Origin of the sequence: Marinitoga aeolica, from assembly GCF_029910535.1 — a bacterium.
In the GTDB taxonomy this organism is placed as follows: domain Bacteria; phylum Thermotogota; class Thermotogae; order Petrotogales; family Petrotogaceae; genus Marinitoga; species Marinitoga aeolica.
This window is the reverse complement of record NZ_CP069362.1, coordinates 1,133,880-1,154,349: the sequence shown is the minus strand read 5'-3', so window position 1 is coordinate 1,154,349 and position 20,470 is coordinate 1,133,880. Positions and strand designations below refer to the sequence as shown.

The 20,470-nt window shown below is 26.3% G+C and carries 22 protein-coding genes and 1 pseudogene; 8 read left to right on the top strand and 15 right to left on the bottom strand.

Annotated features, from left to right (window positions below; all coding sequences use genetic code 11):
* Window positions 1-7: 7 nt before the first annotated feature.
* From truB to JRV97_RS05375, 8 genes are read right to left on the bottom strand one after another with little or no spacing between them, the layout of a single operon-like run.
* Entirely contained in the window at window positions 8-922 is a 915-nt protein-coding gene (gene truB, locus JRV97_RS05410) for a tRNA pseudouridine(55) synthase TruB (RefSeq protein ID WP_281000923.1), read from the bottom strand.
* Window positions 915-1,283 (bottom strand): 30S ribosome-binding factor RbfA, encoded by a 369-nt coding sequence (gene rbfA, locus JRV97_RS05405; RefSeq protein ID WP_281000922.1) that lies wholly within the window; start codon window positions 1,281-1,283, stop codon window positions 915-917. The genes truB and rbfA overlap by 8 nt, the downstream gene beginning before the upstream one ends.
* On the bottom strand, window positions 1,276-2,181 hold the full coding sequence (locus JRV97_RS05400; RefSeq protein ID WP_281000921.1) for an HDOD domain-containing protein: 906 nt from the start codon (window positions 2,179-2,181) through the stop codon (window positions 1,276-1,278). Before JRV97_RS05400 ends, rbfA begins: the two co-directional genes overlap by 8 nt.
* 8 nt (window positions 2,182-2,189) lie before the next feature.
* On the bottom strand, window positions 2,190-3,656 hold the full coding sequence (locus JRV97_RS05395) for a sensor histidine kinase (RefSeq protein WP_281000920.1): 1,467 nt from the start codon (window positions 3,654-3,656) through the stop codon (window positions 2,190-2,192).
* A 3-nt stretch (window positions 3,657-3,659) separates the two neighbouring features.
* Window positions 3,660-4,043: a DUF1667 domain-containing protein gene (locus tag JRV97_RS05390; protein ID WP_281000919.1), complete on the bottom strand. Its 384-nt coding sequence runs from the start codon at window positions 4,041-4,043 to the stop codon at window positions 3,660-3,662.
* Window positions 4,018-5,238, bottom strand: coding sequence for an NAD(P)/FAD-dependent oxidoreductase (locus JRV97_RS05385; protein ID WP_281000918.1), 1,221 nt, complete (start codon window positions 5,236-5,238; stop codon window positions 4,018-4,020). Before JRV97_RS05385 ends, JRV97_RS05390 begins: the two co-directional genes overlap by 26 nt.
* Window positions 5,235-6,668 (bottom strand): NAD(P)/FAD-dependent oxidoreductase, encoded by a 1,434-nt coding sequence (locus tag JRV97_RS05380; RefSeq protein WP_281000917.1) that lies wholly within the window; start codon window positions 6,666-6,668, stop codon window positions 5,235-5,237. The genes JRV97_RS05385 and JRV97_RS05380 overlap by 4 nt, the downstream gene beginning before the upstream one ends.
* Window positions 6,665-8,026: a fibronectin type III domain-containing protein gene (locus tag JRV97_RS05375; protein WP_281000916.1), complete on the bottom strand. Its 1,362-nt coding sequence runs from the start codon at window positions 8,024-8,026 to the stop codon at window positions 6,665-6,667. The genes JRV97_RS05380 and JRV97_RS05375 overlap by 4 nt, the downstream gene beginning before the upstream one ends.
* 213 nt (window positions 8,027-8,239) lie before the next feature.
* Here JRV97_RS05375 and ruvC point away from each other — a divergent pair, with 213 nt between their 5' ends.
* The 7 genes from ruvC (at window position 8,240) to JRV97_RS05340 (ending at window position 14,479) form a co-directional block, all read left to right on the top strand.
* Window positions 8,240-8,722: a crossover junction endodeoxyribonuclease RuvC gene (ruvC, locus tag JRV97_RS05370; RefSeq protein ID WP_281000915.1), complete on the top strand. Its 483-nt coding sequence runs from the start codon at window positions 8,240-8,242 to the stop codon at window positions 8,720-8,722.
* A gap of 85 nt (window positions 8,723-8,807) precedes the next feature.
* A complete protein-coding gene (gene mreB, locus JRV97_RS05365) occupies window positions 8,808-9,818 on the top strand; it encodes a rod shape-determining protein (RefSeq protein WP_281000914.1) in 1,011 nt (336 codons plus the stop codon).
* Window position 9,819: 1 nt separating this feature from the next.
* A complete protein-coding gene (locus JRV97_RS05360; RefSeq protein ID WP_281000913.1) occupies window positions 9,820-10,500 on the top strand; it encodes a hypothetical protein in 681 nt (226 codons plus the stop codon).
* Window positions 10,500-10,910 (top strand): hypothetical protein, encoded by a 411-nt coding sequence (locus JRV97_RS05355; RefSeq protein WP_281000912.1) that lies wholly within the window; start codon window positions 10,500-10,502, stop codon window positions 10,908-10,910. The genes JRV97_RS05360 and JRV97_RS05355 overlap by 1 nt, the downstream gene beginning before the upstream one ends.
* On the top strand, window positions 10,891-12,600 hold the full coding sequence (gene mrdA / locus JRV97_RS05350; RefSeq protein ID WP_281000911.1) for a penicillin-binding protein 2: 1,710 nt from the start codon (window positions 10,891-10,893) through the stop codon (window positions 12,598-12,600). The genes JRV97_RS05355 and mrdA overlap by 20 nt, the downstream gene beginning before the upstream one ends.
* 14 nt (window positions 12,601-12,614) lie before the next feature.
* The gene (locus JRV97_RS05345; protein WP_281000910.1) at window positions 12,615-13,826 is read left to right on the top strand and encodes a hypothetical protein; all 1,212 of its coding nucleotides are present in this window, start codon (window positions 12,615-12,617) and stop codon (window positions 13,824-13,826) included.
* Between the two features lie 14 nt (window positions 13,827-13,840).
* Complete coding sequence (locus tag JRV97_RS05340) at window positions 13,841-14,479, top strand: HAD family hydrolase (protein ID WP_281000909.1); 639 nt, start codon at window positions 13,841-13,843, stop codon at window positions 14,477-14,479.
* Window positions 14,480-14,564: 85 nt separating this feature from the next.
* Here JRV97_RS05340 and JRV97_RS05335 read toward each other — a convergent pair whose 3' ends face one another.
* From JRV97_RS05335 to JRV97_RS05305, 7 genes and pseudogenes are all read right to left on the bottom strand, one after another.
* On the bottom strand, window positions 14,565-14,882 hold the full coding sequence (locus tag JRV97_RS05335) for a hypothetical protein (protein ID WP_281000907.1): 318 nt from the start codon (window positions 14,880-14,882) through the stop codon (window positions 14,565-14,567).
* A 9-nt stretch (window positions 14,883-14,891) separates the two neighbouring features.
* Window positions 14,892-15,356, bottom strand: a complete 465-nt coding sequence (locus JRV97_RS05330; protein WP_281000905.1) for a 23S rRNA (pseudouridine(1915)-N(3))-methyltransferase RlmH — start codon at window positions 15,354-15,356, stop codon at window positions 14,892-14,894.
* Window positions 15,349-15,624: a winged helix-turn-helix domain-containing protein gene (locus JRV97_RS05325; RefSeq protein WP_281001041.1), complete on the bottom strand. Its 276-nt coding sequence runs from the start codon at window positions 15,622-15,624 to the stop codon at window positions 15,349-15,351. Before JRV97_RS05325 ends, JRV97_RS05330 begins: the two co-directional genes overlap by 8 nt.
* Window positions 15,622-15,765, bottom strand: a pseudogene (locus tag JRV97_RS05320) (ATP-binding protein); the annotation flags it as partial. The gene JRV97_RS05325 and the pseudogene JRV97_RS05320, both read right to left, overlap by 3 nt.
* Before the next feature lie 31 nt (window positions 15,766-15,796).
* Complete coding sequence (locus tag JRV97_RS05315) at window positions 15,797-16,909, bottom strand: FtsW/RodA/SpoVE family cell cycle protein (RefSeq protein WP_281000903.1); 1,113 nt, start codon at window positions 16,907-16,909, stop codon at window positions 15,797-15,799.
* Window positions 16,906-18,972: an HD-GYP domain-containing protein gene (locus JRV97_RS05310; RefSeq protein WP_281000900.1), complete on the bottom strand. Its 2,067-nt coding sequence runs from the start codon at window positions 18,970-18,972 to the stop codon at window positions 16,906-16,908. Before JRV97_RS05310 ends, JRV97_RS05315 begins: the two co-directional genes overlap by 4 nt.
* Window positions 18,973-18,980: 8 nt before the next feature.
* Window positions 18,981-19,652 (bottom strand): substrate-binding periplasmic protein, encoded by a 672-nt coding sequence (locus JRV97_RS05305; protein WP_281000899.1) that lies wholly within the window; start codon window positions 19,650-19,652, stop codon window positions 18,981-18,983.
* A 95-nt stretch (window positions 19,653-19,747) separates the two neighbouring features.
* Between JRV97_RS05305 and JRV97_RS05300 the strand changes: the two genes are divergently transcribed.
* A complete protein-coding gene (locus JRV97_RS05300) occupies window positions 19,748-20,470 on the top strand; it encodes a DUF2520 domain-containing protein (protein WP_281000897.1) in 723 nt (240 codons plus the stop codon).

The window sequence follows — 20,470 nt, the reverse complement described above, 5'->3', positions numbered from 1 at the left end:
CACCCTCTTATTTAAAAACTTTTTTTATTTTAAAAATCCTTTCATTTCTTTCATGTTTTTTTAATGTTTCAAGAAAATCAGAATTCCTTTCAGCATTTGCAACAGCAATTAAATGTCCCTCTTTATCAATTAAAGAAACATAATCATCTTTTTTAAATTTATCATATTTTTCAATATGTTCTAAAAATATATGATTCCCGTTTAATGCTCTTTTAAGACCTATTTCATTTAATGTTACTTTTGGAAAAGATAACATATCAATCATTGAAATAATATCCTTTTCAGATACTTCTTCTAAATTTACTGCATTGTTTATATCAAATTCGCCAACTTTCAATCTTCTTAAGTCTGTTGTAACTGCGCCTATACCAATTTTATATCCTATATCCATTATCAATGATCTTATATATGTTCCTGAAGATACTTCACATTCAAATTCAAACGTTCCATCTTCAAAAATTTGTATATTTTCTATATTATATATTTCAACCTCTTTGGGTGGCATTTTTATTATTTTACCCTTTCTTGCAAGTTCAAATAATCTTTTTCCCTGATATTTTCTTGCAGAATACATTGGTGGTACCTGCATATATTTCCCCTTAAATTGTAAGATTACCTCTTTTAAATTATTGATATGCTCTTTTTGAACTTCATTGGTTTCTTTTATTTCACCAGTTATATCGTATGTATCTGTAACTATACCTAATTTTGCCTTTACATGATATTTTTTATCCTGATGTTGAAGATATTCCAATAACCTTGTTCCTTTATTTATACCAATTATTAATAATCCTGTAGCAAATGGGTCAAGTGTTCCAGAGTGACCTACTTTTTTTGTTGAAAATTTTTTTCTTATTACCTCAACAACATCATGTGAGGTTATTCCAGCGGGTTTATCAATTAAAATGAAACCGTTATTCATCTGTTTCACCTTTATCTTCATTTTTAGAAATTTCATTTAATAGTTTATGGATTTTTATACTTTCTTCGATGCCTAAATCTTTATGAAATCTAATTTCTGGTATTTTATACATTCTGATGTTTTTTGAGATGATACTTTTAAAAAAGCCTTTTGCCTTTGTTAATATATTTATTATCTCATCTATGTCACCATTTAACACCGATACATAAACATCGGCATAAGATTTATCACGTGAAAGTTCTACCCTTGTTGCTGATATTATTTTATTCTGTATCCTTGGATCTCTTAAATTACTTATATTCATATTGATTAATTTTAAAATTTCTGATTCTATCATTTCTCTTCTAAATTCTTTAGCCATTTTCTTCGTCCTCCTCTTTTTCTTCTTCTGGTTCTTCTATAAATGTATCTAAATTGGTAAAATCATTTGATTCGTTTAATTTTTGCTCTAAACTATTTAAAAAATTCATATACTTTTTTATGTTCATATCAAATTTATTCCATACAACATCTGATGGAACAGGTATATCGAAACATCCTGAATAACCATAATATATAGAATTTATAGATACGTTTGCCAGGTGAACTATATATACATTCATAGAAAATGAATCTATTTCCAATTTTTCAGGCTCATCATGAAATGCCGCAGTATATATAACATTTTCTGGTAAATTCCAATTTTCAAATAAATGTTTTCCTAATGTTTGATGGCTCATTACATTCAACATACTTTCTGCTTTTGAAAATGATGCTTTCTTATATTCTGCAACGTTCAATACCATTTCTACTGTTTCAGGCGTAATGATACCCATTACCATTTTTCCAAGATCATGCAACATTCCACTCAAAAAAATTTCTTCTTTATCTGGGTAATTAACTATTTGTGCAAGTTGTTCTGAAGCTATTGCTACGCTAATACTATGTTGCCAGAATTTCCTGGAATCAAGGAATTCAAATTCTCTTCTAAAAAAAGAATCTGCTACAAAAATTCCCAAGGCTAAATTCCTTACTGTTTTAAACCCAAGAATATTTATTGCCTGAGATACTTTCGTTATTTTTCTCGGCAACGCGTAATACGCTGAATTACTAAGCTTTAAAATTTTCGCGACCAATGGCGGTGATTGTAATACAGCGCTTTCAAGCTCTTTTGTATTTGATGAAGGATTAGAAGCTATATCCATTATTCTTTTTAATATAAAATCTGGTGTTGGTAACTCTGATATTTTTTTTATTATTTCTTTCATTGTTGGTGCCATTTATATCACTATCCTTTTTTAAACTCTATATAAAATCTTGTTCCTTTTCCCTCAACGCTTTTCAACCATATTTTACCACCCTGGATTTCTACCAATTCCTTCACCACAGATAATCCTATTCCTGTACCTGATATTTCATATGTTAATGAGGAATCAACTCTATAAAATTTTTCAAATATTTTATCATGATGTTCTTTTGCTATTCCTATTCCATTATCTTCAACTAATATTAATACTATATCTTTTTCATCTTTCACTGTAATTTTTATGAATTTTAAATCTTTTCGTTTATCAGAATATTTTATAGCATTGTCAATTAAATTAGACAATATTTGTTTTACCCTTGTTCTATCTAAATTAACAATTATATTTTCTTTTGGTAAAACCTTATATAATTTAACCCCATTTATTTCTGCTTTATTTTTATTTGCTACATATATCTCTTCAATTAATTCATTTATGGAGAAATTTTCTTTTTTTATATTTATAGTTTTCATTTCTAATCTTGAAAAATCCAATATTTCATCAAGTAAATTTTGAAGATGATCAGCTTCATTTAATATTGTTTCCATAAAATCCTTTAATGTTTCTGTATCCAGTATTTCTAAACTATCAACTATTGATTCAGAATATGCTTTAATAGCTGCTAATGGTGTTCTTAACTCATGAGAAACTGTTGATAAAAATTCTGTTTTCATCTGATCTATTTTTTTCAATCTTTCAAGTTCTTTTGTTCCTGTAATATCAGAAATTATGACCAGATAATTTTTATCTTTAGTTTTTAAAAAATCTATTGATAAAAAATGGTTTTTTATTTCAAATTCTTTTGTTAGTTTTTCACCAACAACCTCCAAATTTATCAATTCATTTTTTATATATTCCAATAATGTATTTCCATAATCTTTTTCAAATTTTTCAAAATTAGAATTAAAAAATATTTTTTTATATTTTTGATCAAAAACTGCCAGACCACTAATCATTGAATTTAATATCTGATTCAAAAAATCTCTGTTTTTTTCTATAACTTCATTAGTTTTTAAAATTTCCTCATATAACTGAAGGTTTTCTATTATTGCAGCAGTTAAAAAACTCATTATATTTAAAAATAGCATTACTTCATTTGAAATCTCGTCTATATTTGTTTTGCAAATATAGACTAACATTAATTTTTGTGATTTTGAAAATGGTAATATTAAAGCATTTTCTCCGCTATCTAAAGGAAAAACAGAGATTTTCAAAGATTTAGCTGCCCATGCAGCTAAATCTTTGATTTCTTCTGATATATTTTTATTATTAATTTCAATATATTTATTTTCATCTGGTTTTAAAAAATACTCTTCTTTTATCGGAATTAATTTACTGATTATTGAGTGAATAGAGTCTTCGATTTGGCTTAAACTATTTAATGAACTGAGTTCCATTACAAGGTCAGAAATTTTAGAATATGTTTCAATAACCATATTTCTCGATTCCATATTTCACAACCTTTCGACACTTCTTGTAACAATTAAATCTGTTCCTGTTTCTAAAAAATTCTTTATTATTATATCGCCTCTTTTTACAGGTGCCTCAATTTCTAATTTTTCTATTATTTTCATGGCTTCATCAAATAATCTTAAAGGTATGGCATCTGTTGTCTTTACTGAAGCCAATAAATATTTACCTTTTTTCACTTTTACACTGGTAACGAGTATTCTATGCGGATCACTTATTTCCTGAATAGCATATTCTCTTCCTCTTGGACATTTGTTACCTGAAACGTTTAAAACTTCTAATTCTTCTGTATACTCAATTTTTACCTTACATCCAAGCGGACATCTTACGCAGGTTAGTTCCTTAACCAAGTTTTGAGATGAGCTCATCTGCCATCACCTCGATTTCATCTATATTTTCATCAAAAGGTTTCAATTTTACCACAATCATTTCTGGTGGTCTTGCTTCATCCTCAATTACTTCAACATCTAATGGTAATACCTTTATACTTGCTCTATCAAATACCCGTGATACCCTTATATATAATGTGGATTCCTGAGTTGGATCTATATATACCGGATGTACAATTCCAATATTATCTCCTTTTCTTACTTTTACTTTTTTACCCTTTTTATATTCACCTCTAGCATATAATGCAGCATATTTACCTGCTTTTTCTCCCTCTTTTGCTACATAATCTACCAGGTCAAATATCACTGTACAATTCCCTGCCGCAAATATCCAATCTTCAGATGTTTGATTTGTATTTGAAACTAAAAAACCAGGATCGGTTTCAACAAAATCAACAGGTTTAGTTTGAGGAATTAATCCAACTGATGTGATTAAGGTATCTACTTCAAATTCTTTTTCAGTTCCCGGAATAGGATCCCATTTATAATCAACTTGAGCAGCTATTACCTTTTCTAATCTTCTATCACCTTCAATTGCAGTGACGGTATGAGATAAATATAATGGAATATCAAAATCTTTTAAACACTGTTGAACATTTCTTTCAAGACCTCCGGGATAAGGCATGATTTCAAGTACTGCTTCAACTTTTATTCCTTCAAGTGTAAGTCTTCTTGCCATTATAAGACCAATATCTCCAGAACCTAAAATTACAGCTTTACTACCTGGTTTTAAATTTTCAAGATTAATAAATCTTTGAGCCAATCCAGCTGTGAATACACCTGTTATTCTTTTCCCTGGAACTGGCAATGAATTAAAGTGCCTTTCTCTGGCTCCTGTTGCCATAACCAATGCTTTTGTTTCTATTTCGTGAATTCCTCTTTTATCAACAAAAACAATTGTCCTATCTTTTCTTACTTCAAGTACATACGTTCCAAATAATATTTCTATATCTTCCAATCTTTCTTTTGCATATTCTTTAAATTCTGGACCTGTTAAATCTTTTCTGAAATATTGTAAGCCAAAACCATTATGAATACATTGATTTAAAACCCCTCCGGTATCTTCATCTCTTTCAAGGAGAATTACATCAACTCCTTCTTTTTTTGCTCTATATGCAGCAGCCATCCCCGCTGCTCCACCACCTATAACAACCACATCTGTTTTATATTTCATATTCTCACCTTCGCATTCACAATCCATGATCCATCTTCATTTTGATTTATTTCTCTTGGATCTCTTCCTGTATATTCTGCCAATATTTTTAAAATCTTAGCTGTACAAAAACCACCCTGACATTCTCCAAAAGATGCTCTTGTCATAAATTTAATATCATCTAATGTTCTTGCACCATTTTTAATAGCATCAATTATTTCTTTTTTGGTTACTTTATTACAGTGACAAATCATTTCTCCTGCATTGGGATCTTTTTGAATAATTTCATTCCATTCATTTCTATTGATATGGACTAAATGTGGTGTTTTTTCTACTTCTGGTACATAGTTTTCCCTTTTATATAAATTCATACCTAGTTTTTCCTGAATTAAATATTCAACAACATATTTGGCTATTGCCGGTGCTGCTGTGAGTCCTGGTGATCTAATTCCAGATACATGAATTGCACCACTTTTTCCTATATCTATATAAAAATCTTTTTTTTCTGTTTCAGGTCTTAATCCTGCAAATGTTTTTACAAGATGTCTTCTAAAATTCAAATTTGGAACTAATTTTGTTCCTTTTTCTCTTATTTCATTAAGTCCTTCTCTTGTTGTGGCTGTATCATATTTTGATAAAACTCTATTGGCATTTGGACCTACTAAAAATCCACCATCTACTGTTGGTAAAACCAAACAACCTTTCGAAATTCCAGTTGGTACAGGAAAAATTGTAGAATTTACATATTGAAAATCTTTTGATAGTAAGAAATACTCCCCTTTTACAGGAAAAATTTCTGGTACTTCATCATCAAATAATTTAGCCACATCATCTGCAAACAATCCTGCAGCGTTAATAACAAGATCAGCAAAATATTCAGATTTATCCTGAAATCTGAGTAAAAATTTTCCATTTTTCTTTTCAACTTCGACAAGACGTTTTTTTATTAATGTTCTTCCACCATTTATTCTAACGGATTTTGCTGCCTGCATGGCAACTATCCAGGGATCAAAAATACCTGCTATTTCACAAAATAATGATCGTTTGGCTTTTGGATTGATATTTTTTTCCATTTCAAGTAATTCTAATTTTTCAACTATTCTAACTTCCTTTACTCCATTTTTTTCAGCTTTTTTTAAAAGATTATATATATATTTAGTTTCTTCATCTTCAATTGCAACAACATGTGATCCAACCCTTTTTAAATCAAAATGTAATTCTTTTTGTAATTGTGTATATAGTTGATTCCCCTTGTAACATAATTGGGCTCTTAAACTGCCTGGTGGATCATCATAACCACCATGCAAAACTGCAGAATTTGATTTTGTTACCCCCATACCAAAATTCGTTTTTGCTTCAAAAAGCCATACATCTTCTACATATTTATTCAGTTCCCTTGCAATAAGAGTTCCTACTATTCCCCCACCTATTACAGCAATCAAAAAAATCACTTCCTTCCTGAGTTATTCATCTCTATAAAATTCAAATCATCAGAATAATAATAAATAAGGTTACCATAAAGCTTTATTTTTTTTATTTTTTCTTTTAAATAAATATAATCCAATAATTCAAAATCCATATTATAAACATATATTTCATTATTAATTGTTAAAAAAGCTATCTTATTTTCATATATATCATATGAAATTATTTTAGATAATCTCAATTCTTTTTTATAATATATCATCCCATTTTTATAGTCATATCTTATCAGCTTGTCTGACAAAGCAACAATAAACATTTTGTTATTGTTATAAATTATTTTTTTTAATTGTTTAATTTCTTTTTGAAAATATATTTTATATTTTTTATCCATTAATATTAAGTTATTTTTTGACAAAAGAATTATACTAAAATCATTTGATGACACTGAAATAAAATTACCAATAATTTCTTTTTTTAAAAATGGGTAATAAGGATTTGTTATATCAAAAACTTTTAAACTTTTTTCATTTACTATGTATAATAATAATTCATCATTTTTTTTCTCTATATAATAATCTTTTATATTTTCAACATCAATTTCAGAGGTTTTTTTACCACTTTTATGAACTATTTCTATCCTATCTTTCATTTTTAATATAATAAAATTTTTATATTCGTAAAATGATTCTATATTGTCGTTTAAATTGTATATAGGTCTTTTTTCCAGATACTTATCATATGTTTTTATTTCATATATTGAATTTTTTAAACTCATTAAAAAATCAAAAGGTTTTGTAGAAAATATATATGGACCAAAAGTATATTTATTTTTAAATTCATCGTCTAATATAATATACCATTTATAATTTATTCCTGGAACCAAATTCATTACATATTTATTTCCTAAAAGCCTTTTTTCAATGATTTTTTCATTATTTTTATACAAAATAAAAGTTGTTGTATAATTCACAGGATAATTCAAATTCCATTTAAATTGAATGTTGCTGGAATCTAAATCATGCTCGAAATTCGGATATACATTTTTTATTTCTGGTTTTTTTAATTGCAGATAGAATCTAAATATTTCAGATTCTATTATTCCTTTCTCTGTATAAGCCTTTATCCTCCAATAATAATTTTTATTAGGTTTTAATTCTTTTATTATATATTTTGACTTTTCACCGTTATATACTAATTTTAAGTTTTTCTCACTTTCACCAAAATATAAACTATAGTAATTTACTTTTTCATTTATATCCCAGGATAAAGTCATAAACTTATTATATTCAACTATTTTAAAGTTGGTTGGATTTATTTCCCAGATTATATTTGAAAACGAAATAGTTATTAAAAATAAAAAATAAATTATTAACGACTTTTTCATATTTACCTCCATTTATCTTAAATTCAATTTAATTATAACACAAAAGTTGCTTTTGAATGGTTTATTTGGCGAAAAATTTAGATGTTTTTTTTCTATTTCATGATATAATTTTGATGAAAATGCTAATTTTCATCATGGTGTTTTATTTCAAAAAACTAAGAAAAAACAAGATTCAGGAGACTAATTAAGAATTTTTCTTTGAAGAGGTGAAAAATGAGAATATTAGGTATTGATCCAGGATATGGTAGAATCGGATATGGAGTTATTGAAAAAACAGGTAATAATTTTAAATTAATAGATTTTGGTGTTATAGAAACTGATAAAAAGGCTGACTTAAACGCACGGCTTCTTGAGATTTTTGATAAACTCAATAATTTAATTAAAGATTATAATCCTGATGAAGCAGCAGTTGAAAGTCTTTTTTTCTTTAAAAATGTAAAAACTGCTATTCAAGTTGGTGAAGCTAGAGGTGTTATTTTACTGGCTTTACAAAAAGCCAGTATTCCAATTTTTGAATATACACCTTATCAGGTAAAGCAGGCTATTACAGGTTATGGAAGAGCAGAAAAAGGACAAATTCAAAGAATGTTGAAAGTAGTATTTAATCTTAAAAAAACACCCACACCTGATGATGCTGCAGACGCATTGGCTATTGCATTTTGTCATGGTAATTTTCAAAAATATAGTAATAGATAATTATTTATGATTTTTCTCTTAAAATCTTCAATATTTCAATATATTGTGATATAATTTATAAAAATAAAATTCAGGAGGATTTGAAATGAGAGCGAATATTGGTATAGATTTGGGAACTGCTAATACTTTGGTTTACGTAAAAGGAAAAGGAATTGTTGTTAATGAACCATCTGTTATTGCTATAGAAAAGGATACTAAAGAAATTTTGACTGTTGGAAAAGAAGCAAAAAAAATGATAGGTAAAACTCCTGCTAATATAATAGCTGTTAGACCTTTAAAAGATGGTGTTATTGCTGATTATAATACTGCATTAGCTATGTTAAAATACTTTATAAGCGCTTCAGTTGGATCATTCACATTTTTCAAACCAACTGTAGTTGTTGGTGTACCAACAGATGCTACAGAAGTTGAAAGAAGCGCTCTATACAAAGCAACATTGGATGCTGGAGCTGGAAAAGCTTTTTTAATTGAAGAAGCAATGGCAACAGCTATTGGGGTTGGTTTAAATGTTGAAGAGGCGTCAGGAAATATGGTTGTTGATATTGGTGGTGGAACAACAGAAATTGCTGTTATTTCTCTTGGTAGCATTGTTCTTTCAAAATCCGTTAGAATAGCTGGCGATGAACTCGATGAAGCTATTATAAACTATGTTAAAGATAAAGCCGGTCTTCTTATTGGTGAAAGAACTGCAGAAAAAATTAAAAAGAGAATAGGTAATACATGGCCAAATGAGGAATATGATAATGAAGAAATTGAAATTATTGGCAGAGATATTTTATCCGGTCTTCCAAAAAATATAATATTAAAAGGTTTTGAAATAAGAGAAGCAATAAGTAATCCTGTCTCCAAAATTGTAGAACAAATAAAATTAACTGTTGAAGAAACACCTCCAGAATTATTAACTGACATTGTTATGAAAGGTATATACCTTTCGGGTGGTGGTGCATTATTAAAGGGTTTAAAAGAATTAATTGAGCATGAAACTAAAATTAAGGTTATTGTCGCAGAAGATCCTTTAACTGCTGTAGCCAGAGGAGCCGGTATGGTGCTTGACAAAATAAAAATTTTAGAAAATTTAGCTAAATTACAGAGGTAATATGTTCAGGAAATTTATTTCTTATACTATAATATTACTATTTATTTCCATAATTTCAACATTATTCCCTTATATAAATTCTATTATATCCAGAGTAAATTATCCTCTGGATATTGTTTTTTATGAAATAAGAAATAATTATTTATTATTAACAAAAAATGCGGAATATTTAGAAAATTTGGATAATATTATATCTGATTATACTAAATCTATACATATTAAAAATGAAAACATAGAGTTAAATTTGTCTTTAATTCCGGGAATTTTTATAAATGAAGATTCTAAATATTATTATGTAAAAACAGGTAAAGATGTTAAAAACAATGAAATTGCATTTACCAAAAATGGTATGATTATTGGTTTTGTAGATAGTTCTTTAAGAAATAATAAAGTGATTAAAAAATTAGGATGGGGTAATCATGAGATTTTTGGTTCATACAAGAATGTTGAACTATTGATAAAAGAAAGTGGAAACGGAAATATTTTTATTAATATTCCAGAAGGTTTTTCTGTTTTTGATAATGCAGAAGAGGTTACTTTAACTATATCAAAATCAAATTGGATTAATAAGACATTAACAATAAAAGGAAGGGTTTATAAAAAATCCAATACTATTTATTATTTATATCCAACAAATTTAGACAGTAAAATTATTCTTTTTAGCGAATTTGGGGTGAAATGATGTCATATATTTATATTATCGTTATGACTTTAATCTCTTCTTCATGGGACAGATGGATGGGTGATGTATTGTTTTTTTCTTTTCCAATAATATTTTTAATTGTTCAATACTTATTTAAAGAAAAAATGTACTTTTTTGCTTTATTATATTCTGTTATATATTTTGCATCTAAATATGATGTTGGATTAATGACAATTATCTTTTTTATTTTAACAATATCTTCATTTCATATTTTTGAGTTTTTAGAAAAGAGCTATTTGAGAAGCCTTTTTAGTTCTTCAATACCGTTATTTTTTCTGGCTTTTATAAACAAAAACTTTTATGTATTGTTAATCTCATATATTTTGCTTTCTATTACTCATTTTATTATTGCTGGAAGGATCGGTAAAAATGAAAGAATCGAGATTTAAATTACTAATTTTATTATTTTTATTTTCCTTTATTATATTAATTTCAAGAACTGCTTATATACAAATTTTTAATCATACAAAATACACAAAAGAAGTTGAAGAATTAAGTACAAAAATTATAACTCTGAATCCCATCAGAGGAAATATTTACGATAGAAATGGTACTTTATTAGCCTGGAATGAAAAAGTATATGTTATTGAAAATTATAGAGAATCTTTTTCAGAAAAAGATATCGCATTATTAAAGAAGGCTTTTTCAACAATAACAAAATCTCCAGAGACTCTCGTTGATAAATTAATTTTTCAAAAAAGAATTACAGTTAATTTAACTCCAGCAAATATAAAACTAATTTCCTCTATAAAAGGAATAAGAATTTCTGAAAAATATATTAGAAAATATAAAGACAATACTATATATCCCATTATTGGTTATGTTAATTCTGAAGGTGTACCTCTATATGGTGTTGAGAAGGTTTATAATAACATTCTAGAAGGAAAACCTGGTTATCAAATTGTGAAAATTACTCCTGGAGGGCGTGTAGATAAGGTTTTAGAAACTGTTGATCCAATAAAAGGAAAAGATTTATATCTTACTATTGATTATAATTTGCAAAAATATATATATGATGAAATGGAAAAATATAAAAAACCCGGTGCTGTAATAATGTCAAACCCAAATAATGGGGAAATTCTTGCTCTTGTTAGTTATCCATCAATAGAACCAAACTTATTTTCTTCTGGATTATCAATCCAGGATTGGAAAAAAATTATATATGATACAAAACAACCATTAATCAACAGAGCTATATCTTCTGTATATGCTCCAGGGTCAGTTATTAAACCTTTTTTTGCGCTTGTCGGTTTAGAAGAAGGTATTTCACCTGAAGCCACTATTTTCTGTGATGGAAAGTTTGAGTTAAAAAATTCTCAAAATAAGGTTATTGCAGAATATTATGATTGGAATATTTTTGGTCATGGTGTTACTGATCTTGTAAAATCATTGAGAGTTTCATGTAATTTATATTATTATAATCTTGGTTTAAAACTTGGTATAGATACTATGAGTTCATATGCTAATTTATTTAAGATAAATCAAAAAACTGGCATAGATTTAACTGGAGAAGTTTCTTCTGTTTTTCCAAGTCGTTCATGGAAAAAAGAAAAATTCGGAAAAGATTGGTTCATTGGAGAAACAGTTTTAACTTCAATAGGACAGGGATATATGCAATTTACACCCATTAGTATTCTTAGATTATATAATATATTATCAACAAAAGGTAAATATTATAAATTTCATGTTTTAGAAAAGTATGTCAAAAATATATCGGAAGATGCTATAAGTTATGAAAAAAAATTAGATTTTGTTTTCAATATTAAACCTATTGAATATTTTAATATTTTAAAAGGATTAATAGAAGTTACGACATATCCTGGAAATAGTTCCGATGGCGGAACAGCATATCATGTATTTAAAAATTTTAAAGAATTAGTAGCCGGAAAAACAGGAACAGCTGAAGTAACTGGAGGTAAATCACCACATTCCTGGTTTGCAGGATTCATGCCAGCAAATAATCCAGAAGTTTCAATAGTTTCGTTTGTTGAAAATGGTGGTTATGGTTCGGAAGTAGCTGCACCTATTGCTAAAAAAGCACTGGAAAAATATATTGAATTAAAAAATAATAACAAATAAAGGGGGAATTTTTTATGAAAAAGATTTTTATTTCTTTTATAATCACTATTATAGCTTTAACATTATTTTCTAATGATATATTTATTTTCAAAAATATAGGAATTATAAGCATGGATTATCCGTGGACCGATGAAATAAACATACCTTTACACAAGGATGAAAATGTTGTTTTTATAGAAAATGCAGATTTTTATAAAGTAAATATATCTGAGTTAAAAAATATTAGTTTTAAAATTATAGGTAGCACTGATGATTTAAAAAATGTTTTAGGTAGCAGAATAAGTATGTTAAATTCAAATCCTGTAATTCTAAAAGACGCTTTAAATCTAAATTATATTTATTTCTTTAATTCATACTTGAATATGTGGTGTCGAACAGATGCAAAAAATCTTGATACTTTGTTAAACCACAAGACTTTATATGCTAAGAATATTAAAGGGAAAGTTTTGATATCAAAACCTATAAGCTGGAATTTATTTTATGACCTAAAAAGTAATGGTGATCTATTTGTTACGTATAAAATAAGTGGTAATACAAAAGAGCTTTATAACGCTACATTAATAGATGAAACATTTAATTTAGATGATAGGCAAATAAACAATAAAACTGTATATACAAAAACTATGTCTTTAGAAGCTGCACCATATATTCCTCTTATTGTAAATGAAAGTGCTATTGTAAATTTTGGAAAAATAGAACCATTCAATGGTGTATTTTCAAAAGTAATGAAACTTGGAACTATTAAAAAATATGAAGATATTAATTATCTAAATATAAATTTTTATTCTAGATCATTTGAAAATAAATATATGAATATTATGAGGGAATTTGAAAACACCAAAGATAATGGAATTGGTGTTCCATTGATTAAAGGTAATATTTATATTTTCACAAAAAAAGATGGTAAAGAATTTATACAAAAGGTTGCAACACTTTCAAAAGCAAATGAAAATGAAACCGCTGAAATCTTTTTAGGTCAATCATGGAATTCAACAGCCGATTTACAAATTCTAAATGAATCTAGATCAAAAGATCATATCGACAAAACATTTAAATTTAATGTCAAATCTTCTGGAAAAACAAAAATCACAATTAATGGTACAGCTATGAAACTATTAAGTGTTAAAGGTACATATTTAAAAAAAGTTGAAAATTCTGATAAAATATCATTTTATATTCAGGGAAATCAATCTCTTGAGATTACTATAAGAAACGATGTAAAATAAAAAAGGAGGATAAAATGAATATTGTTTTTGACTTAGATGGAACACTTGTAAAAACAGAAAATATTGCTTTACCAGCTATCAGAAACATTCTAAAAGATTTAGGATATGATCCAAATATTCCAGATAAAGAAATTTTTAAATATATTGGATATACTATTGATGATATTTTTGAAGGTCTTTTAAAAACAAAAGATAAAAAAATTATAGAAAAAGCTATTTCTTTATTGGATGAATATGAAACTGAAATTATAAGAAATGAAGACATAAATAAAATTTTTTTTGATGGTGTCTTAAAAGTTTTGGAAAAATTAAAAAAGGACGGACATAAACTTTACATACTTTCAAATTGTAATATAAAATACATGAATGCCTTACTGGAAAAAAAGTTGAACGAATATATTGACTCACCTCATTGTGCAGAAATGTATAATTGGCAAGAGAAAGATTTTGTTTTAAGATTAATATCCGATGGAAAAAAGGATTTTGTGATGGTTGGAGATAGACATAAAGACATTGAAGCAGCTAAAGCTAATGATTTTATATCTATCGGTTGTGCATATGGTTTTGGCTATGATGAAGTAAAAGATGCAGATTATATTGTTAATAATATAAGAGAAATATTACCTATTATAAAACAAATAAGCCAGGGATAACCCTGGCTCATACTGACGACAAAGTATTCGCTCATATTATTTTTGAAAATACTTTGTCAACAGTTTGACTTGGTATAATCCAAGTTTATTTTTCTCTTACTTCAAATATTATTTCTAAATATAATGAATTATCTCTAAAATCTGGTTCTTTTTGTTTCCAGGATTCTAACTTTTCTTTTGTTTCATCCACATATTCTTCGTAACATAATTCACAACTTCCAGAACGATAAAATTTTATAAATCTTATCTTATCTTCTTCTTCAATTAATTTAAATGCTCTATCTTCTTCTTCAAATAGAATTTCTTTTACAACTTCTAATACCTTTTCATCTTTTATTTCATTTTCAAAGTATTTTTTTACATCATCATAATTTTTTAATCTTTTAAATACTCTTTTATGCATAAATACCTCCTAATAATGATATTTTTCATTATTGTTTATTTTGAAAGCTCTATATATTTGTTCTAATAAAAGCAATACAGCCATCTCATGTGTAAATGTCATTTTTGAAATTGATAATAAAAAATCTGCATTTTTTCTTATTTCTTCATGATGACCTAATGGACCACCTATAAAAAAAGAAATATTCTTTTTTCCTATTCTCCATTTTTCTATTTTATTCGCAAAATCTATAGAGGATAATTCTTTTCCCCTTTCATCTAAAACTACTTTAAAAACATTTGGTAAAAAGTATTTATCAAATTTTTCTTTATCCTGTTTTTTATATTCTTCTTCAGTTATTTTATTTAAGTCATTAGAAAGAGGCAATTCTACTAATTCAACTCTATCATATTTACTGTTCCACTTTAAATATTGTTCTATACCCATTTTTATAAACTTAGTTTTGGGTTTACCAATTACAAATATTTTAATCATCCAATTCAACCTCAACTTTCCAATATCCGTTTCTTGAAGAACCCACCCTTGCTAGTAAATTTTTCTTTTTCATTTTTGAGATGTATTCTTTAATTGTATTTAAGCTTAAATCCAACTCATCGGCTAATTCTTTTCTTGTAATTTTAGAATTTTCTTTTATTTTAATTAATATTTTTTTCTCTAAATCTGTAATTTGATATGATGTCTTTGGGGTGGTCTTTGGGGTGGTCTTTGGGGTGGTCTTTGATCCGTAAATAATAACCTCCAATCCACCAGCTATTTCTTTAATATCAGGTTCTTTTAATTCATTCATTTTTAATTCTGTAATAGCTCTTTTAATACCACTCCCATATCTTTCAATAAAACCTATATCTCTAAATATTTCTGCTATTAATTTGTTTCTCGGATGAGATTTTTGATTTCCTTTTTAATATCTTCACCTACTCATTATCCAGATAATTCTCTTCATTAAATGTTTCTGTTGTTGCTATACCCTTTGTAACCAATCCCAATAAAAATGAAAAGGTTATTATCTGACTTCCACCATATGAAATTAATGGTAATGGAACGCCTGTTACTGGCATAATTCCCAAATTCATTCCTATATTTTCATATACATGAAAAAATATTATTGCAATTGTTCCAAAATATACATACTTCCAGAATTTTCTGGATGTTCTCATTGAATATTGATAAATTCTATAAATCAGTAAAGCATATAACCCTATAACAAATAATATTCCAACAAATCCTAATTCTTCTCCAATAACCGCTATTATAAAATCATTATGATCTTCTGGAACAAAATTTGAAAGATTCATAAATCCATTCAAATATCCTTTACCAAATAAACCGCCTGATCCAATAGCTCTAATTGCCTGTAATGTATTATATGCAACGCCTGCAGCATTTTTCTCTGGAAATAAAAAACCTATTATCCTTGCTCTCTGATAATCTTTCATAAAGTAAAAAGCGAATGGTGAAGAAAATAACATTAAAAATAACGATGTTTTCCATGTTTTTTCATGTTGTCCTGAAACATATGTTAATAAAAACCATAATCCAAAGGTAAATAAGGTCATACCTAAATCTGGTTGCTTAAAAATCAATCCCAGTCCTATTAATGTTGTAAAAGAGAGTATATAATATGCTTTTCTATTTTTCTCTGCTAAATACTTTGAAAAAATTATAAGTGTAAATACTAAAAATAAATGCGATGGTTGAATTCCAACAGGTCCTACTCTTATCCATCTTCTTGCACCATATCTTGCTCTTTCAAAAAGTAAAACATACAATAATAAAAACATAGTTATAGTATATAAATGAGGAATTATGCTTTTCAAAATTCTCTCTTTCAAAAAATATGTGAGGAAGAATATTATTACTCCTAATACAGAAAATATTATTTGTTTATAATAATTATCTTCAATATATTCGCCATATGTGGCTGTTCTAACCATTAAAATACCAAAAATCAATAAAGAAAAATATATTAGTGGAACTATATATTCAAATTTTCGCATTCTCTCAAATGGTTCAACATTTATTTTCACAGATATTTCCTCCTAAGAAACTCTATAAATTGTTTTGCTAAATCTGGATCAAATTGTTTCCCAGCATTTTTTTCTATATCTTTAATAACATCATATATAGACTTTGCTTTTTTGTATGGTCTTATTGTAATCATTGCATCGAAACTATCAGCTAAAGTTATTATTCTTGCAATATATGGAATATTATCACCTGATAATCCATCTGGATAACCTTTACCATCCCATCTTTCGTGATGATGTTTAGCAATTTTTGAATATTCCGAAAGATATGGATTATTTGATAATAGTTCGCAACTTTTCACAGGATGCTCTTTTATTATTTCATATTCATCATCATCTAATTTGCCAGGTTTATTCAAAATCGTTTGTGGAACAAAGAATTTTCCTATGTCATGTGTAATTCCAGCCCAATATACCCTTTTTATATCTTCTTTATTTAAGTTAATAAATTCTGCAAATTCAGATGCTATTTCTGCAACTCTCTCAGAGTGACCACGGGTATATTTATCATAATATTCTAAAGCATTTATTAATGTTAAAATTATATTCTTATGTAATTGTCCTTCTTCTTTAGATAATCTTTTTAACTTAATAAAAAAGGAAGCTAATATAGATAATGCTTCAACGAACTTAATAGTTTCATCTGAAAAAATTATTTCTTTTTCAGAGTCTAATGATAATTGACCTATTATATCCTCATTGACTTTCAAAGGAGCTAATATACTTTTTTTTATTTTTTTACTTGCTTTCTCTAATATTTCTCTATCTTTTTCAGATAATAAATTTTTATCTTTATCAACAATATTTTCTATTATAGAAACTTTTTCTGCATATAAAAATGTTTCATCTGTAAACTTTACTAATTTTATCTTATCTATATCATGGCCATAGGCAGATATAAATTTCCATTCACTATTTTCTCTAATAGCTATACTTCCATAATCTATCTCTGGAATTATTTCTACTGATATACGCAATAATTTGTCAAAAAATTCTTTTTCATCTTTATCGTATAAGCTTAAAGTTCCTATAATTTCAATTACATTTTCAAATTTATTAATATACTCTTCTAATTTGCTATTTAGTGATATTAGTTCTTCATTCATAGCTTTTGTTTCTTCTAATGATGCTTCTAATTCTTCTTTATTGTTATTAAGATTCTCAATTAAATTATTATAAGTTTGTCTTAGCATTTCAAATTCATAAAATTCAAATTGCTCATTATATGGTTTACCTTCATATTTTTCAATATGCTTAGTAAACCCTTCAATTGGATATATTATTTTTTTCTCCAAATCTCCTAATTCCATATATTTAATTAAATAATATAAAAATAAAATAATGATAAGTAATATAATTGTAGCAAATAATAATATTTTTATTTGATTCGAATAGTCTAATATATAATAATAGTCATCATTATAAAATTTTATCCCTATTCTTTTTATAAATCTTTTATTTACGTTATTCAACTCAGTTTTTGATAGTAAATATTCATTTTTGTCTAATATGTTTTTTATGGAATTCAATAATAATCCTTTAGAATATTCAATGATTAAAATTCCCTGAAAAAGACTTTCATTAGTATCTACTAATGTATAATAATATGGTATAATTATGTATAAAATATCTTTTTTTGTAATAATTTTATAATTTTTATGTGTTTTTATATATTCTAAATTTTCTTTTATTATGTTTTTTATATCTTCTTCAATATTTATATTTTCAGGATATTTTGCATTTACATAATCAAATGTGGGCTTATAATCTATTACTCCTTTGATATTGTTTCTATTTAACAAAAATTCTTTTAATGTATTCTCGTTATCAACAGAATATGAATACAATTTAGAAAATAAAATTGAATTAGTGACCATATTATTTTTTTGACTAATTATAAATTCATTTATTTTTTGATATTTAAGCGTTGCTTTTGTATCAACAGATTTTCTTATCTCAAATATCATATAAAACAACACAAATATATATATACTTACCAATAGAATCAAAAAGGTTTTTTTAATATGATTTTTAAACCATCTTCTTAAGTATTCTTTTTTCATTATACACCTCAATAATCTATCAGATTTTCTTCTCTATATTTTAAAATTAAAAGGTTGATTTTTTTTAATAAATTCTCATCTTTTACACCAATTCCAACATCATTTTTAGTTAAAGGTTCTCCATATATTTCAACTGGATATTTTTTCATTAAATATATTGCATTTACAAGATCAAAAAACGCTCCATCTACTTTACCATTTAAAACAGCATTAAGACATTCATCATTTGTATCATATACAATATAATTTATTTTTTTTCCACTTTTTATCCATTCTAAAACTTTTTTATTACCCGTAGCACCATTTTTTACGCCATAAGTTTTCAACTCATTATTATTACCTTTTAACTTTAAAACAACTAATCCCGTTGTTAAATATGGAATGGAAAATTTTATATACTTTTTTCTTTCTTCTGTTATATGTATTCCACCTATTATCATATCATATTTTTTAATACCTCGATTTAATAATTCAGAAAAATCCATTATATAGATTTCAATATCTTCATTTAAATCTTTCGAAATCATTTTTACTAAATTTATATCTATCCCTTTTAATAAATATCCCTTTTGTGTTTCTTCAAAATATGCATAAGGAGTTGTTAATGCAATTCCAACCTTTAAAAAACCAAACGTAATTATTCCAAAAATTAAAATAGTAAAAATAAATAGTTTTTTCATATTATTCCTCCAAAGTAGTATAATTATTTTAGTAAATTATATCATAAATTAATATTAAATTGTAATTATATCATAATTGTGAGGTGAAATGAAATATGAATATAAATATTATAGGGCCAGGAAAAGTTGGAAAAAGCCTTTATAATTGTTTTTTAGAAAAAAATATAGAGGTTATTCTAATTGATAAAAATTTTGATTATGAAAATAATATACTTACTGGAATTATTCTGATAACCACAAATGATGAAAACATAGAAAATGTCTGGAATAAATTAAAAAGATATGATTTATCCCAAATAAATGCAATTGGACATTGTAGTGGTTATCTGAATTCATCTTTTTTCGATCAAATTCCTCATTTTTCAATGCATCCAAATTTCCCTTTTTCTTCTGTTACTAATTGCGAAAATATTAAAAATATTGTTTGGGGAATTGAAGGAAATGAAAAAGGTATAGAAATCGCTAAAAAATTAGTTACTATTTTAGAAGGTAAATATGTTATAATACCACAAAACAAAAAGAAATTATATCATTTAGCTGCTGTTATATCTTCTAATTTTTCTTACGCATTAATAAAAATGGCTAAAGATATTTATAGAGAAATGAACATAAGTGATATAGAACATTTGATAAATCTCAGTATTAAATCTTTAGAAAATATAAAAGAAAAAGGTTTAAAAAATGCTTTAACCGGTCCTGTTGCAAGAAATGATTTAAAAACTATTAATGAAGAAAAAAATGAATTTAAAAAATTTTTTGGTAATGAAGAGATTTATGACTTTTTTATAGATACCCTCTATAAAATAAAGGAGGAATAG